This is a genomic window from Phaeospirillum tilakii (assembly GCF_042683125.1).
In the GTDB taxonomy this organism is placed as follows: domain Bacteria; phylum Pseudomonadota; class Alphaproteobacteria; order Rhodospirillales; family Magnetospirillaceae; genus Phaeospirillum; species Phaeospirillum tilakii.
This window is the reverse complement of record NZ_JBHUIY010000017.1, coordinates 18,930-35,298: the sequence shown is the minus strand read 5'-3', so window position 1 is coordinate 35,298 and position 16,369 is coordinate 18,930. Positions and strand designations below refer to the sequence as shown.

General features: G+C 70.8%; 10 protein-coding genes. 3 read left to right on the top strand and 7 right to left on the bottom strand.

Annotated elements, in window-relative coordinates:
• Positions 1–12: 12 nt before the first annotated feature.
• From ACFSNB_RS09975 to ACFSNB_RS09950, 6 genes are all read right to left on the bottom strand, one after another.
• The gene (locus tag ACFSNB_RS09975; RefSeq protein WP_377316052.1) at positions 13–1,422 is read right to left on the bottom strand and encodes a 4Fe-4S binding protein; all 1,410 of its coding nucleotides are present in this window, start codon (positions 1,420–1,422) and stop codon (positions 13–15) included.
• Positions 1,419–2,609 (bottom strand): FTR1 family iron permease, encoded by a 1,191-nt coding sequence (locus ACFSNB_RS09970; protein ID WP_377316050.1) that lies wholly within the window; start codon positions 2,607–2,609, stop codon positions 1,419–1,421. The genes ACFSNB_RS09975 and ACFSNB_RS09970 overlap by 4 nt, the downstream gene beginning before the upstream one ends.
• Positions 2,606–3,025 carry a hypothetical protein gene (locus tag ACFSNB_RS09965; RefSeq protein WP_377316048.1) on the bottom strand — a complete coding sequence of 140 codons (420 nt, stop codon included), beginning with the start codon at positions 3,023–3,025 and terminating at the stop codon, positions 2,606–2,608. Before ACFSNB_RS09965 ends, ACFSNB_RS09970 begins: the two co-directional genes overlap by 4 nt.
• A gap of 174 nt (positions 3,026–3,199) precedes the next feature.
• On the bottom strand, positions 3,200–5,266 hold the full coding sequence (locus tag ACFSNB_RS09960; RefSeq protein WP_377316046.1) for a methyl-accepting chemotaxis protein: 2,067 nt from the start codon (positions 5,264–5,266) through the stop codon (positions 3,200–3,202).
• A 287-nt stretch (positions 5,267–5,553) separates the two neighbouring features.
• On the bottom strand, positions 5,554–7,620 hold the full coding sequence (locus ACFSNB_RS09955) for a methyl-accepting chemotaxis protein (RefSeq protein WP_377316044.1): 2,067 nt from the start codon (positions 7,618–7,620) through the stop codon (positions 5,554–5,556).
• A 64-nt stretch (positions 7,621–7,684) separates the two neighbouring features.
• Positions 7,685–9,751 (bottom strand): methyl-accepting chemotaxis protein, encoded by a 2,067-nt coding sequence (locus ACFSNB_RS09950; protein ID WP_377316042.1) that lies wholly within the window; start codon positions 9,749–9,751, stop codon positions 7,685–7,687.
• A gap of 376 nt (positions 9,752–10,127) precedes the next feature.
• On the opposite strand from ACFSNB_RS09950, the gene ACFSNB_RS09945 reads away from it, so the two are divergent.
• Positions 10,128–11,219 carry an acyltransferase family protein gene (locus ACFSNB_RS09945; RefSeq protein WP_377316040.1) on the top strand — a complete coding sequence of 364 codons (1,092 nt, stop codon included), beginning with the start codon at positions 10,128–10,130 and terminating at the stop codon, positions 11,217–11,219.
• A 17-nt stretch (positions 11,220–11,236) separates the two neighbouring features.
• On the opposite strand, the gene ACFSNB_RS09940 is transcribed toward ACFSNB_RS09945, so the two are convergent.
• The gene (locus ACFSNB_RS09940; RefSeq protein WP_377316038.1) at positions 11,237–11,827 is read right to left on the bottom strand and encodes a TetR/AcrR family transcriptional regulator; all 591 of its coding nucleotides are present in this window, start codon (positions 11,825–11,827) and stop codon (positions 11,237–11,239) included.
• Between the two features lie 196 nt (positions 11,828–12,023).
• Between ACFSNB_RS09940 and ACFSNB_RS09935 the strand changes: the two genes are divergently transcribed.
• Complete coding sequence (locus ACFSNB_RS09935) at positions 12,024–13,196, top strand: efflux RND transporter periplasmic adaptor subunit (protein ID WP_377316036.1); 1,173 nt, start codon at positions 12,024–12,026, stop codon at positions 13,194–13,196.
• 16 nt (positions 13,197–13,212) lie between these two features.
• Positions 13,213–16,353, top strand: coding sequence for an efflux RND transporter permease subunit (locus ACFSNB_RS09930; RefSeq protein ID WP_377316034.1), 3,141 nt, complete (start codon positions 13,213–13,215; stop codon positions 16,351–16,353).
• The last annotated feature ends 16 nt before the right edge of the window (positions 16,354–16,369 follow it).

Here is a 16,369-nt window from a genome sequence, read left to right as displayed (position 1 = left end):
CTCCGCCCCGGCTCAGCCGCCGAAAATCGCCGGACTCCAGGCGGCGCCGATCGCGACGCTGCCGAGCAGCCCGGGCAGCAGCGGTCCGATCCGCCCGGCCGGGGACAGGCCCTGGCCGGCGAGGATCCGCTGCCCCAGCCACAGGCTCCACACCAGCCCGGCCAGGAACAACGCGGCCTTGGCCAGCGCCGCGCCGCCGGGGCCGAGCGGGGTGAGGGCGAGCAGCTCGAACAATTTTGCCCCGAGGCCGAGCAGCAGCGACATCATCGCCACCGGGGCGAACTGATAGCCCAGCTCGATGGCGCGGCGGCGGAACCCGCCCGTCGCCCCGGCGCGGCCGGCCAGCAGCGCCGCCAGCGCGGTCAGCGCCGCCAGCAGCCCGAACGAGGCCAGCGCGCCCCCCAGCATGAAGCCGAGGATCAGGGCGAAATCGAGCCAGAGGAACACCTCGTTGCGGTCGGGATGGACGCTCATCAGCCAGGACGGCCCGGCGCGCAGCAGCCCGTCCCAGCCGTGATCGACCGCCAGTTCGCCCAGGGCCTGGCGCCAGTCCTGGAACTGCGGCAGCACCAGCCAGAGGAAGCCGCTCAGCGCGATGCCGATGGCGAGGAACAGGAAGCCGACCTCCCAGCCGTTGGGGTTGGCGGTACGGATCGCGGCGATCTCGGCCCCGGGCGGGCGCAGGCGCAGATGAATGCCGCCCGCCGCGCCGGGATTGACGCAGCGCAGGCATTCGATGCAGTGGCGGGATTCATGCTTGCGGGCGAGGTCGATCATGGTCGGGCACAGGCCGCGCTCGGTGTAGCCCTCGTCGCCGTCCAGGCGGACGCGCGGGGCGAACTCGACCGCGCCGAGGCGGGAGAACACCCCGAGCAGCAGGCCGATCGGGCAGGCATGGCGGCACCACGCCCGCTTGCGCCGGCCATAGAGGAAGCCGCACAGGATCGCCGCCGCCATCGTGCCGCCGAAGATCTCGGCCACCGCCTCGGGATGGTCGCGCACGCCGACGGTCTGGCCCAGCACGGTGATCACCACGAAGCTGACGATCGGGGTGCCGGGCCAGCGCAGCCAGCCGGGAATCGCCCGGCGCGGGCCGAGCCGGTTGCCCCATTCCGCCGCCGCCCCCATCGGGCAGAGCAGCCCGCACCAGGCGCGGCCGGCGCCGATCACCGACAGGAACATCAGCGGGAACCACAGTCCCCACAGCAGGAAATTGGCCGCCGCCGCCGCGTCGCGCCACAGCGGGGTCTGCGGCGCCGCCGGTGGCAGCAGCAGCGGCCCGGCCACCACCAGCAGGAACAGCAGGAACATCCCGGCATGGATCCAGGGCAGGAAGCGCAGCCGGGGCGCCAGCGCCCGTTCCAGCGCCGCCGCCCAGCGGGCGGCCCGCCGCGCCGCGCCGCAGGCCGGCAGCGTGGTCACGACGCCACCCGGGGGCGGCCGGCGCGGTCACGCCGCCACAGCCACCAGACCCCCACCGCCACGGTCGGCAGCACCAGCAGCCCCTGCGCCGCCATCCCCTCCAGGGTGGGATGGATCCCGAGCCAGGACAGGGTCGGCCAGCCGGGCAGCACCGTCGCCGGCAGGACGCGGGCGGTCTGCATCTCGACCACGCCGTTGCCGGCGAAGCTCACGGCGAGGTAGTAGAGCAGGGCGGCGGTGGCGCTGAAGAACAGTTTGAGCGGCAGCCGCACGGTGAGGAAGCGCATCGCCAGATAGATCGCCGCCAGGGCGATCACCGCCACGGCGATGCCGAGGCTGAGCGCCGCCTCCTGGCCGGGGGCCGAGGCGAGCAGCGCCTGATAGAACAGCACGGTTTCCGCCCCTTCGCGGAACACGGCGAGGAAGGCGGCGAAGCCCAGGGCGAACAGCCGCCGCCCCGCCGCCGCCGCGCCGATCTGGGCCTGGACATAGGCCTGCCAGCGCGCCGCCTCGCGTTTGGCCAGCAGCCACCAGGTGCAGTAGAACAGCACCGCCGCCGCCACCAGCATGGTGCCGCCCTCGATCGCCTCGCGCGCCGCGCCGGACAGCGCCACCGCCTCGCTGATCACCCAGGCCAGCCCCAGGCTGGCGACCACCGCCCAGGCCACCCCCTGATAGATCACCCTGGCATGCTGGCCGGCCCCGGTGCGGGTCAGCACCGCCAGCAGCGCCGACACCACCAGCAGCGCCTCGACCCCCTCGCGGACCAGGATCAGCATCGATTGCAGCAGGGTGGACCAGAAGCCGCCCCGGTCGAGCCGCGCCGGCACCAGATCGAGCTGGCCGCGCACGCCGTTCCAGGCCGCCGCCAGGGTCTCGGGCGGCACCCCCTGGCGGGCCAGCCCGATCAGTTGGGCGAACCCGCCCTCCAGCTCGGTTTTCAGTCCGGGATCGGCCGCGCCGATGGCGTTTTCGAGCGGGCCGTCGAATCGTTGGAAATACAGGGCGGAAAAACCGCGCATCGTCACCAGCCGCTGCTGGGGCTGGTAGGCGGCGACCAGGGCGTCGCCCTCGGCCTGCACCGCCGCCACCGCCTGGGGCAGGTCGAGCCCCTCGGCCCGGGCCATCCCGGCCGGACCGCACAGGAGCGCCAGCAGGGCCAGCAGCAGCAGGAGCGGCCGCCTCATTGTCCGCCTCCCTCGACCACCACCTTCTCGGCATCCAGCCGGCGGGCGTCGGCGCGCAGGGCGGTCCGCAGGGCGGCGGCGGTCTCGCCCAGGCCGCGTTTCTCCGCCGCCCGTTTCTGCAACTCGGCGAACAGGGCCTCGACCTCGCCGACCCGGGCGATCCCCAGCGTCCGTCGCGCGGCGATTTCCATCCCGCCGGCCTCGTACTGCTCGAAATAGCTGGCGATGGCGGCCTCTTCCGCCGCCTCGGCCTGACCGGCCCGGGCGGCGCTCTCGGCCCGGTCGATCTCGGCGATCACCCGCTCGGCCGCCGCCGCCCAGCGCGGCGGTTCCGCCGCGACGGCCGTTCCGCTCCACAGCACCGCCGCCATCACCGCGCCGGCGAGTCTCGTTCCGCTGCCCATCGTCCGTTCCATCCTTTCGCGTCCGGACCGGCCGGACGCGCCTCTGCGACTGCGTCTGATAGGTAATCTTACGCAGGGAGAACGTGCGGAGCAACAGATTCTAAGAATCGCTCGCAGAGCGGCGGCGACGGCGCCTTCGCTCGCCCCGGCGGCGGCCGCGGCCGTCGCCGGGGCAGAGGGGAGGGCTCAGCCCGCCTTGACCTCGGCGACGAAGCCGCCGACCTCGCCCTTGAGGCGGTCGCTCTCGCCGTGCAGCCGGTCGGCCAGGGCGGACAGCTCGGTGGCGGCGGTGGCGGTGGCGCGCTCGGCCTCCAGCACCCGGCCGATCGAGCGCGACACCTCGGCGGTGCCGGCGGCGGCCTGCTGGACGTTGCGGGCGATTTCCTGGGTGGCGGCGCCCTGCTGCTCGACCGCGCTGGCGATGCCGATGGTGTACTGGTTGACGGTGGCGATGGTGGCGCTGATGGCGCCGATCGCCTCGACCGCGCGCTGGGTCTCGGCCTGGATCGCCGCCACCTGGGTCTGGATGTCGTCGGTGGCGCGCGCGGTCTGGTTGGCCAGGGTCTTGACCTCGCCCGCCACCACCGCGAAGCCCTTGCCGGCGTCGCCGGCCCGCGCCGCCTCGATGGTCGCGTTGAGCGCCAAAAGGTTGGTCTGGCTGGCGATGTCGGTGATCAGGCTGACCACGTCGCCGATGCGGCGGGCGGCTTCGGCCAGCCCGCGCACGGTGGCGTTGGTGGCCTCGGCCTGATGCACCGCCCCATCCATCGCCTGGGCGGTCTCGCTGACCCGGCGGGAAATCTCCTGGATGCTGTTGGACAGTTCCTCGGCGGCGGCGGCGACGGTCTGGACGTTGCTGCTGGCATGGTCGGCGGCGTTGGCGACCACCCCGGACTGTTCGGTGGTGGTGGCCGAGGTGGCGGACAGGGTGGTGGTGGCCCGGCGCAGCCCGTCGATCGCCGCGCTGACCCCCTCGACCACGTTGTCGATCGTATCGACGAAGCGGACGGTGACCGCCTCGACCTGGGTGCGGCGGCGGTCGCGCGCGGCGGCGTCGGCGGCCTCGGCGCGGGCATGCTCGTCGGCCTCGCAGGCATTGGCGCGCAGCACCTCGATCGCCTGGGCCATCCGGCCGATCTCGTCGGCGCGGCCGGCATGGGGCACGGTGAAGCTCCGCTCGCCGGCGGCGAAGGCGGCGATGGTGCCGGTCAGGTCGGACAGCGGCGTCACCACCCGGCGGCGGAGGCCGAGCGCCGCCCCGGCCAGCACCGCCGCCGCCACCGTCAGCAGCAGGCCGAGCAGCAGCAGGGAATGCAGCGCCTGTTCGCGGTTGGTGGTGGCGACCCGGGTCGCCTCCTCCAGCGCGGCGTCGCGGATCGCCAGGGTCGCTTGCAGCATCGGCCCGGCCTGACGCCGCCATTCGACCGCGTCGAGGTCATAGGCGCCATCGGCGAGGCCGGCGGTGATCACCCGGACATGCTGGGCCTGCATCGGCGTGATGTAGCCGGCCTCGGTCTTGCCCGCCGCCTCGCGCAGGCCGGCCGGGCTGTCGGGGCCGCCGGCCTTTTCCTTCAGCCGCTCCCAGGTCTGCTGGATCCGTCCCTCCGACACCCGCATGTCCTGCAACAGGCGCGAGGTCAGCGTCTGGCGGGAATTGAGCGCGGTGATGTAGAGCGTCGAATCCCGCCCGGCCAGATCGCGCAGCTTCCAGGATTCGCCCGCCAGCATCGCCGGGTTGGCGACCTCGGCGTCGAGCCGGACCAGATGGCGTTCCAGCATCGCGTTGGTCTTGAGGGCGAGGTTCATCGTCTCGTAGACCCCGGCGGCGTACTGCTTGAGCAGGGCGGCGTCCTGTTCGGGCGCGGTCGGGGTGAAGGCGTCGGCCTTGCCGCGCCAGTCGCGGATGGTGGCGCGGATCCCCTCGATCGTTTGCAGGGTTTCCCGCGCCTGGGGCAGCGAGGATCCGGCCGCCTCCCGCAGCGCCGCCTCGAACCCGGCGTCGAGGCGGGCGCGGGCCTGATCCATCGTCTGGCGGTTGGGGGCATTGCCCTCCAGCACCGCGCTGGTGGCGCCGCGTTCCAGCGCCAGTCCCTCGGTCACCCGGGTCGAGGCGCCGAGCAGGCGGACCAGCACGCTGGCGTCGTTGGCGGCCTGGAAGTCCCGCCAGTTCTGGCTGAACAGCAGCAGCGCCATCAGCACCATGACGGCGCCGATCGCGACGAGGCAGGCCGAGATGAACTTGCTGATAGACATATGTCATCCCCTCACGACGGTATTATCTGGTGCGGGCCGGTCGGATTTCTTCCGATGGAAAATGGCGCCGTGTGAAGAATGACCTATAAGTAAAAAAGTTTGTCGTCCGGTAAATGCATTGGCTGAACAATGCGGCAAAACACCACCACCCTTCGTAGGTAATAGCGCGCGGACGCCCGGCAGGCCATTTGGCCTGCCGTTTTGCTTGATCAAAATCAACTGGGGATAGAGGCGATGCTGTCGCCCGCAAGGGGGCGGCGGCGCGGCGGTGCCGCCGCGCCGGGGGCTCAGCCCGCCTTGACCTCGGCGACGAAGCCGCCGACCTCGCCCTTGAGGCGGTCGCTCTCGCCGTGCAGGCGGTCGGCCAGGGCGGATAGCTCGGTGGCGGCGGTGGCGGTGGCGCGCTCGGCCTCCAGCACCCGCTCGATCGAATGCGACACCTCGGCGGTGCCGGCGGCGGCCTGCTGGACGTTGCGGGCGATTTCCTGGGTGGCGGCGCCCTGCTGCTCGACCGCGCTGGCGATGCCGATGGTGTACTGGTTGACGGTGGCGATGGTGGCGCTGATGCCGCCGATCGCCTCGACCGCGCGCTGGGTCTCGGCCTGGATCGCCGCCACCTGGGTCTGGATGTCGTCGGTGGCGCGCGCGGTCTGGTTGGCGAGGCTCTTGACCTCGCCCGCCACCACCGCGAAGCCCTTGCCGGCCTCGCCGGCGCGGGCCGCCTCGATGGTGGCGTTGAGCGCCAGCAGGTTGGTCTGGCTGGCGATGTCGGTGATCAGGCTGACCACGTCGCCGATGCGGCGGGCGGCCTCGGCCAGCCCGCGCACGGTGGCGTCGGTGGCCTCGGCCTGACGCACCGCCCCGTCCATCGCGTGGGCGGTCTCGGCGACCCGGCGGGAAATCTCCTGGATGCTGTTGGACAGTTCCTCGGCGGCGGCGGCGACGGTCTGGACGTTGCTGCTGGCATGGTCGGCGGCGTTGGCGACCACCCCGGACTGTTCGGTGGTGGTGGCCGAGGTGGCGGACAGGGTGGCGGTGGCCCGGCGCAGCCCCTCGATCGCGACGCTGACCCCGTCGACCACTTTGTCGATCGAGGTGACGAAGCGGGCGGTGACCGCCTCGACCTGGCTGCGGCGCTGGTCGCGCGCGGCGGCGGCGGCGGCCTCCTGGCGGGCATGGTCGTCGGCGTCGCAGGCATTGGCGCGCAGCACCTCGATCGCCTGGGCCATCTGGCCGATCTCGTCGGCGCGGCCGGCATGGGGGACGCTGAAGCTCCGCTGGCCGGCGGCGAAGGCGGCGATGGTGCCGGTCAGGTCGGACAGCGGCGTCACCACCCGGCGCTGGATCGCGATCACCGACCCGGCCAGGGTGGCGGTGGCGGCGGCCAGCAGCAGGCCGAGCAGCCGCAGGGTGTTAAGGGCCTCGCCGCGGTTGGTGTCGGCGACCCGGGCCGCTTCCTCCAGCGCGGCGTCGCGGATCGCCAGGGTCGATTGCATCATCGGCCCGGTGAGGCGCCGCCATTCGGCCGCGTCGAGGTCGTAGCCGGCGCCGGTGGTGCCGGCGCTGATCACCCGCTGGCGCAGCGCCTTCATCGGGGTGATGTAGCTGGCCTCGACCTTGGCGACCGCCTCGCGCAGGGCGGCCGGGCTGTCGGCGGCCCCGGCGCGCTCGGCCAGCCGTTCCCAGGTCTGGCGGATCCGCCCGTCGGACAGGGTCATCTCGCGCAGCAGCGCGGCGTCGATCGGCTTCGACGCGGTGAGGGCGACGATGTAGGAGGTCGAATCCCGGCTGGACAGGTCGCGCAGGTTCCAGCTCTCGCCCGCCAGCATCGCCGGATTGGCCACCTCGGCGTCGAGCTTGACCAGATGGCGTTCGAGCATGGCGTTGCTCTTGAGGGCGAGGTTCATCGCCTCATAGACCGCCTTGCCGAATTCCTGGCGCATCGCCACCCCCTGTTCCGGGGTGGCCGGGGTGAAGGCGTCCGCCTTGTCGCGCCAGGTGCGGAGGGTGGCGCGGATCGTCTCCAGCGTCTTCAGGACCTCGGCGCCCTCGGCGACCCCGGCGCCTTTGGCCTGGGCGGTCGCCGCCTCGAAACTGGCGTCGAGCCGGCCGCGCACCTGATCGAGCGCGGCGCGGCCGGCGGCGTTGCCCTCCAGCACCACGTTGGTGGCGCCGCGTTCGATCGCCAGCCCCTCGGTCACCCGGGTCGAGGCGCCGAGCAGGCCGACCAGGGTCCCGGCGTCGCGGGCGGACTGATAATCCTTCCAGTTCTGGCTGAACAGGAACAGCGCGATCAGCCCCATGAAGGCGGCGATCGCCCCCAGACAGGCGGAAATGAAGGTCTTGATCGACATCGGTCGGGTCCCTCGCATCTACAGCGCCGGGCGCTGGCGATAAAGCCCCTCGCGGGGCGGCGCATCAATTGGCCTTGACCTCGGCGACGAAGCCGCCGACCTCGCTCTTGAGGCGGTCGCTCTCGCCGTGCAGCCGGTCGGCCAGGGCCGACAGCTCGGTGGCGGCGGTGGCGGTGGCGCGCTCGGCCTCCAGCACCCGGCCGATCGAGTGCGACACCTCGGCGGTGCCGGCGGCGGCCTGCTGGACGTTGCGGGCGATCTCCTGGGTGGCGGCGCCCTGCTGTTCGACCGCGCTGGCGATGCCGATGGTGTACTGGTTGACGGTGGCGATGGTGGCGCTGATGCCGCCGATCGCCTCGACCGCGCGTTCGGTCTCGGCCTGGATCGCCGCCACCTGGGCCTGGATGTCGTCGGTGGCCTTGGCGGTCTGGTTGGCGAGGCTCTTGACCTCGCCCGCCACCACCGCGAAGCCCTTGCCGGCCTCGCCGGCCCGCGCCGCCTCGATGGTCGCGTTGAGCGCCAAGAGGTTGGTCTGGCTGGCGATGTCGGTGATCAGGCTGACCACGTCGCCGATGCGGCGGGCGGCCTCGGCCAGCCCGCGCACGGTGGCGTCGGTGGCCTGGGCCTGATGCACCGCCCCGTCCATCGCGTGGGCGGTCTCGGCGACCCGGCGGGAAATCTCCTGGATGCTGTTGGACAGTTCCTCGGCGGCGGCGGCGACGGTCTGGACGTTGCTGCTGGCATGGTCGGCGGCGTTGGCGACCACCCCGGACTGTTCGGTGGTGGTGGCCGAGGTGGCGGACAGGGTGGTGGTGGCCCGGCGCAGCCCCTCGATCGCCACGCTGACCCCCTCGACCACCGTGTTGATCGAGGTGACGAAGCGGGCGGTGACCGCCTCGACCTGCGACCGGCGCTGATCGCGCGCGGTGGCGTCGGCGGCCTCCTGGCGGGCATGGTCGTCGGCGTCGCAGGCATTGGCGCGCAGCACCTCGATCGCCTTGGCCATCTGGCCGATCTCGTCGTCGCGGTCGGCGTGCGGCACGGTGAAGGCGCGCTGGCCGGCGGCGAAGGCGCCGATGGTGCCGGTCAGGCCGGACAGCGGCGTCACCACCCGGCGCTGGATGCCGATCACCGCCCCGGCCAGCACCACCACCGCCACCGCCAGCAGCAGGCCGAGCAGCAGCAGGGCGCGCAGGGCCTGGTCGCGGTGGGTGGCGGCGACCTGGCCGGCCTCGGCGATGGCGGCGTCGCGCATCAGCATCAGCGATTTCAGCATCGGCGCGGTCTGGCGCCGCCATTCGGCCGGGGTGAGGTCGTAGACGCCGTCACCCAGGCCGGCCTTGAACACCCGGTCGCTCAGCGGCTGGAACGGGGTGAAGAAGCCGGCTTCGAGCTTGCCGAGCGCCTCGCGCAGCCCGGCCGGGCTGTCGGGCCCGCCGGCCTTGTCGCGCAGCTGCTCCCACAATTGCGCCACCCGGCCCCGGCCGAGATAGAGGTCGCGCAGCAGCTCGGGCGAGAACGGCTTGCCCGAGGTGATCGCGGCGATGTGCTGGGTCGAGAAGCGCCCGGCCTGATCGCGCAGGGCCCAGGCGGTGCCGGCCAGCGCCGCCGGGCTGGCGACGTCGGCGTCGAGTCCGACCAGCCGCCGCTCCAGCGTCGCGGTCAGGGCACTGGTGCGGTTGAGCACCTCGAACATCGCGTTGAAAAAGCGGGGGCGGAACGCGGCGATCTGGTCGCTCGGACCGCCGGCCAGGGCATCGGCCTCGGCGCGCAGGCGGACGTTGTCGGCGCGGATCTGCTCCAGCGCGCGGGTCATCGCCAGGATGTCGGGCTGGGTGGTGCCGCGCGCCTGGGCCAGCGCCGCGTCGAAGGCACGGTCGACTCCGGCGCGGGCCTCGTCGAGGGTCTTGCGGTTGGCGGGGTCGCCGTCGAGCGCGACGCTGGTCGCCCCCCGTTCCGGCGACAGCGCCTCCGACACCTGGGTCAGCGCCCCCAGCACCTGGACCAGCTCGCCCGCATCACGCGCATAGCTGAAGCTTTTCCAATTATCGCTGAACAATGCGATCGCCAGCGCCACCACAACGGCGGAGATCGCCGTGAGGCAGACCGAAATGAACCGTTTGATCGACATGACAAAACCCCTTACGGCGCCTCGTCTGGAAGGCGCGTATTGCTGCCATACAGTGTTTCCCGTACTAAAAGCGTGACGTAACGGGATTTATGTTATCTGTTTATATCGTAAACCACCCCTCCAGACCCGTCATCTTTTAATGCTGGTCTATGCGCGCGCCCGGTCAATTCCTCATCTAAAAGGGGATTTTCTTTGCGGCTGCCATAACCGGGGCGCACGGCCTGATCCGGTTGATGTGGGGAGTTATATGCCAAAAGTCCATATCAAAATATGAACAAAGCATCATTCAGGGGCGGTCCCCCCGCCATGCCGCCCGAATTTGGGTATCGTCCCCGTCCGGCGTCGAACCGCGGCGGCAACGGAGGGGGCGGACTTCATGGGTGGCAACGGGGGACTCAGCATCGGCGCGGCGCTCGAACGGCGCGGCCACAACAATTTCGACCTGATCCGGCTGTTTGCCGCGCTGATGGTGCTGTGGAGCCACGATTACCTGATCCTCGGGACCGGCGACCGGCTGGCGCCGATGTTGCTCGACTACGATACGGGTGGCGGATTCGGCGTCACCCTGTTCTTCGTGATCAGCGGCTTCCTGGTGACCCGCTCGGCGGCGCGACGCGACTCATGGGCCTATCTGCGGGCCCGGGCGCTGCGCCTGCTGCCGGCGCTGGCGGTGGTGGTGCTGGCCTCGGTGCTGCTGCTCGGGCCGCTGGCGACCACCCTGCCGCTCGACGCGTATTTCTCCGCGCCGGCCACCTGGGCCTATCTCGGCAACATCCTGCTGCCGGGCGGGCCGGTGTTCGTCCTGCCCGGGGTGTTCGGCGGCGCCGCCGTCAACGGCTCGCTGTGGACCCTGCCGCTGGAGGTGGGCTTCTACCTGCTGCTGGTGCCGCTCAAGGTGCTGGGCGGTCTCGCCCGGGGGCTGATCCTGGCGGTGCTGGCGGCGTTCGCGCTCGCCTTCGCGGTGGCGGCCGGCTGGGGCGGCCTGGGCTGGGGCGCGCCGGGGCCGGTGGTGTGGAGCGGGCTTTGCGCCTATCCCGTGTTGCGCTACGGCCTCGCCTTCTTCAGCGGGGCGGCGCTGTGGGCGTGGCGCGACCGGGTGCCGCTGTCGGGGCCGCTGGCCCTGGTCGGCCTGCTGGCGCTGTGGGGGGCCGCCGGCAGCGCCGCCGCGCCGGTCGCCTATGCCCTGTGCCTGCCTTATCTGGTGATCTACGCCGCGCTGGCCCATCCGCCGCGTTTCGACCTGACCGGCCGGATCGGCGATCTGTCCTACGGCACCTACCTGCTCGCCTTTCCGATCCAGCAGAGCCTGATCCACGCGATCGGGCCGGAGGCGATCACCCCGATGATCCTGCATCTGACCGTCACCCCGCTGGCGCTGGCGGGGGCGGCGCTGCTGTGGCGCCGGGTCGAGCGGCCCTGCCTCGCCCGCAAGGACCGCCGGCCGGTGCCTCCCGCCGTGGCGGCCTGAGCGGCGGCCCCGGAGGGTCAGGCCGGCTTGGCGGCGGGACGGCCGACGCCGTCGAGGAACACCGTCACCGCGGCGCGGACATGGGCCTCGATCCGGGCCTCGGTCGGCGGCTGGGATTCGAGGCCGAGGGCGAGGCGGACATAAAGGTCGCCCATCACCGCGCCGAGATAGATCCGGGCATAGGCCTCGGCCCGCTCGGCCTCGTCGGAGGAGGGGGGCAGGGCGGCGCGGAACCGTTCGGCGAGGCGGGTCTTGAGCGCGCGCGGCCCGTCATTGAAGAAGAATTCGGCGATGTCGGGGACGCGGTGGCCCTCGGCGACCAGGATGCGGAACACCGCGATCGCGTTGGGGGTCAGCGCGGCCTGGACGAAGGCGGTGCCGAGCGCGACCAGCCCATCCTCGCAGAAGCTGCAAGGCCCCGGTTCGTCGGTGAACAGGTCCCAGATCCGGGTGGTTTCCTCGGCGACGATCGCCCGCAGCAAGCCTTCCTTGTTGCCGAACTGTTCGTACAGCGTGCTGCGCGATCCCTTCGACCGGTCGAGGATGTCGCTGAGGCTGGTGCCGCCGAAGCCTTTTTCGAGAAACAGCTCCTTGGCCGCGTCGATCATTGCCTGGCGGCGGGCCAGGCCCCGATTCTGCGGCTTTGCCGGTATCATGACGAACTATCTACTCCCTGCCGTTCGGCGCGTGCCGCCGAACCGGCTTGATTTGGACTAAACTGTACGGTACGGTACACTCTCTACGCCGCGTCGTCCACCCCCCCCGCTCCGCTGACGTCGCCGCAGCCTTTGAGGATCCCACCCCATGCCTTTCGCCCCCAGAGTTGTTTCCCTGGCCGTCCTTGCTGTGTTCGCGCTGGCCGCCGGCGGCTGTGACGATGGCAAGAAAGCGTCCGGCGCCCCGGCGATGCCGCCGCCCGAGGTGTCGACCGTCACCGTCACTCCGAAAAGCGTCGCGGTGACCGTCGATCTGCCCGGCCGGACCGTGGCCTATCGCGTCGCCGAGGTGCGGCCCCAGGTCGGTGGGATCATTCTGAAGCGCCTGTTCAAGGAAGGCAGCGAGGTCAAGGAGGGCCAGCAGCTCTACCAGATCGACCCCGCCCCCTATCAGGCGACGCTGGCCAGCGCCCAGGCCGATCTCGCCAAGGCGCGCGCCACGCTGAAATCGGTCGAGGCCAAGGCCTCGCGCTATGCCGAGCTGGTGCAGATCAACGCGGTGTCGCGCCAGGATTACGACGACGCGGTCGCCAGCCTCGATCAGGCCCGCGCCCAGATCCTCGCCTCCGAGGCCTCGGTGCGCACCGCCCAGATCAACCTCGCCTACACCAAGGTCTATGCCCCGATCTCGGGGCGGATCGGCCGGTCGGCCTCGACCGAGGGCGCGCTGGTCACCGCCGGCCAGTCGACCAACCTCGCCACCATCACCCAGCTCGACCCGATCTATGTCGATGTCAGCCAGTCGAGCTCGGATCTGCTGCGGATGCGGCGCGAGGCCTCGCGCGGTCAGCAGCGCCCGGTCGAGGACGCCCCGGTCCAGCTGCTGCTCGACGGCACCACCCAGGTCTACGACCAGGCCGGCCGGCTGCAATTCTCCGAGGTGACGGTCGATCAGACCACCGGGGCGGTCCAGGTCCGCGCCGTGTTCCCCAATTCCCGCCACGAACTCTATCCCGGCCTGTTCGTCCGCGCCCGGGTCGAGCAGGGGGTGCGTGACAACGCCCTGCTGGTGCCGCAGCGCGCCCTGGTCCGCAACGCCGACGGCAGCACCGTCGTCTGGGTGGTCGGGGCCGAATCGAAGGTGGCGCCGCGCCCGGTCAAGGTCGGCCCGGCGGTCGGCGATTCGTGGCTGATCGAGGACGGGCTGGCCGATGGCGACGTGGTGGTGACCGAAGGGTTGCAGAAGATCCGTCCCGGCATGCCGGTGCGGCTCGCCGCCGCCCCGGGCGCCGCTCCCGCCGCTCCCGCCGCCGCGCACTGACCGGAGACGTCCCCCCATGTCGCGTTTCTTCATCGATCGCCCGGTCTTCGCCTGGGTCATCGCGATCGTCATCATGCTGGCCGGCGGGCTGTCGATCCTGGCCCTGCCGATCGAGCAATATCCGCGCATCGCCCCGCCGGCGGTGGCGATCACCGCCTATTATCCCGGCGCCTCGGCCCAGACGGTGGAGAACACCGTCACCCAGGTGATCGAGCAGAAGATGAACGGCATCGACCATATCCGGTACATGTCGTCCACCTCGGATTCCGCCGGCAACGTCACCATCACCATCACCTTCGACCCCGAGGCCAATCCCGACATCGCCCAGGTCCAGGTGCAGAACAAGCTGCAACTGGCGATGCCGCTGCTGCCGCAGGAGGTGCAGAACCAGGGCGTCAAGGTCGCCAAGGCGGCCAAGAACTTCCTGATGGTGGCGGCGATCTACGCCCCCGACGACCGCTATCCCCAGCATGACCTGACCGACCTGCTGACCTCGCGGGTGCAGGACCCGGTCAGCCGGGTCAACGGCGTCGGCGAGGTCACCGTGTTCGGCGCCCAGCACGCGATGCGGGTCTGGCTCAACCCGGACAAGATGATCAGCTACGCGCTGACCACCACCGACATCGTCAACGCCATCACCGCCGAGAACGCCGAGGTCTCGGTCGGCCAGCTCGGCGGCAATCCGGCGGTCGAGGGCCAGCAGATCAACGCCACCATCCTGGCCCAGAGCCGGCTGGAAACCCCCGACCAGTTCGCCCGCATCCTGCTCAAGGTCAACACCGACGGCTCGCAGGTCCGGCTCAAGGACGTCGCCCGGATCGAGGTCGGCTCGGAAAATTACGAGGTCCAGGCCAAGTTCAACGGCCACCCCGCCGCGGCGATGGGCATCAAGCTCGCCGCCGGGGCCAACGCGCTCGACACCGTCGCGGCGGTCAAGAAGCAGATGGCCACCCTCCAGACGTTCTTCCCGCAGGGCGTCGAGGTGGTCTATCCCTACGACACCACCCCGTTCGTGCGGCTGTCGATCGAGGAGGTGGTCAAGACCCTGATCGAGGCCATCGTCCTGGTGGTGCTGGTGATGCTGCTGTTTTTGCAGAACTGGCGCGCCACCCTGATCCCGGCGATCGCGGTGCCGGTGGTGCTGCTCGGCACCTTCGGCATCCTCGCCGCCTGCGGCTTCACCATCAACACCCTGACGATGTTCGCGATGGTGCTGGCGATCGGCCTGCTGGTCGATGACGCCATCGTCGTGGTCGAGAACGTCGAACGCGTGATGAGCGAGGAGGGCCTGCCGCCCAAGGAAGCCACCCGCAAATCGATGGACCAGATCACCGGCGCCCTGGTCGGCATCGCCCTGGTGCTGTCGGCGGTGTTCGTGCCGATGGCGTTCTTCACCGGCTCGACCGGGGCGATCTACCGTCAGTTCTCGCTGACCCTGGTGTCGGCGATGGCGCTGTCGGTGGTGGTGGCCCTGATCCTGACCCCGGCCTTGTGCGCCACCCTGCTGAAGCCGGTCGAGCGCGGCCATGGCTGGGCCACCACCGGCTTCTTCGGCCGGTTCAACCAGCTGTTCAACCTGTCGCGGCGGTTCTACGGCAACGGCGTCCGCCATGTGCTGGCCCGCAAGATCCGCTATGTGCTGGTCTATCTGGTGATCGTCGGCGGCCTGGGGGCGATGTTCGCCTTCCTGCCCTCGGCCTTCCTGCCGGAAGAGGACCAGGGCACGATGTTCGTGATGGTCCAGGCCCCGCCCGGCGCCCCGCGCGCCCGCACCGCCGCCACCCTCGACACCGTGCGCGACTATTTCCTCAAGCAGGAAAGCGATTCGGTCGAGGGCGTGTTCACCCTGGCCGGCTTCAATTTCGCCGGTCGCGGCCAGAATGCCGGCATGGCCTTCGTGCGGATGAAGGATTGGAGCCTGCGCAAGGAGGCCCGCCAGCGGGTGCCGGCGGTGTCGCGCCGGGCGATGGGCGCGCTGTCGCGGATCAAGGACGCGATGGTGTTCGTGTTCGCCCCGCCGGCGGTGATCGAACTCGGCAACGCCACCGGCTTCGACCTGCAATTGCAGGATCTGGCCGGCGTCGGCCATGCCACCCTGATGCAGGCCCGCAACCAGCTGCTGGGGATGGCGGCGCAGAATCCGGCGCTGATCGGCGTCCGCCCCAACGGCCTCGAGGACGTGCCGCAATACAAGATCGACATCGACCGCGAGAAGGCCAGCGCCCTCGGCCTGTCGCTGGCGACCGTCAACACCACCCTGTCGGCGGCGTGGGGCTCGGTCTACGTCAACGACTTCATCGAGCGCGGCCGGGTCAAGAAGGTCTATGTCCAGGCCGACGCCCCGTTCCGGATGAATCCCGACGACGTCAACCGGTGGGAAGTGCGCAATGCCGCCGGGGCGATGGTGCCGTTCTCGACCTTCGCCACCGCGCATTGGGATTTCGGCTCGCCCCAGCTTGAACGCTATAACGGCGTGCCGTCGCGCGAGATCATGGGCTCGCCCGCGCCCGGCCGCTCGTCGGGCGAGGCGATGGCGATCATGGAGGATCTGGCCAAGAAGTTGCCGCCCGGGATCGGCTATTCCTGGACCGGCCTCTCCTACGAGGAGCGGATGGCCGGGTCGCAGGCGCCGGCGCTGTACGCCCTGTCGGTGGTGGTGGTGTTCCTCTGCCTCGCCGCCCTTTACGAAAGCTGGGCGATCCCGTTCTCGGTGATGCTGGTGGTGCCGCTCGGCGTGTTCGGCGCGGTGGGGGCGGTGACGTTGGCGCGGCTGCCCGACGACATCTATTTCCAGGTCGGCCTGCTGACCACCATCGGCCTCACCGCCAAGAACGCGATCCTGATCGTCGAGTTCGCCAAGGCCCTGCACGAGGAGGGACGATCCCTGCTCGACGCGGCGATCGAGGCCTCGCAGCAGCGCCTGCGTCCGATCCTGATGACCTCGTTCGCCTTCATCCTCGGCGTGCTGCCGCTGGCGATCGCCAACGGGGCCGGCTCGGGGGCGCAGAACGCGATCGGCATCGGGGTGATGGGCGGCATGATCAGTGCCACCCTTCTGGCTATTTTCTTCGTTCCGTTGTTTTTCGTGCTGGTTTTGCGCTATTTCCTGAAGGATCGCGATCAGGCTGTCGCGCCGAGGGAGGTGCACGATGCCTGACCGGTTCCCCCTTGTT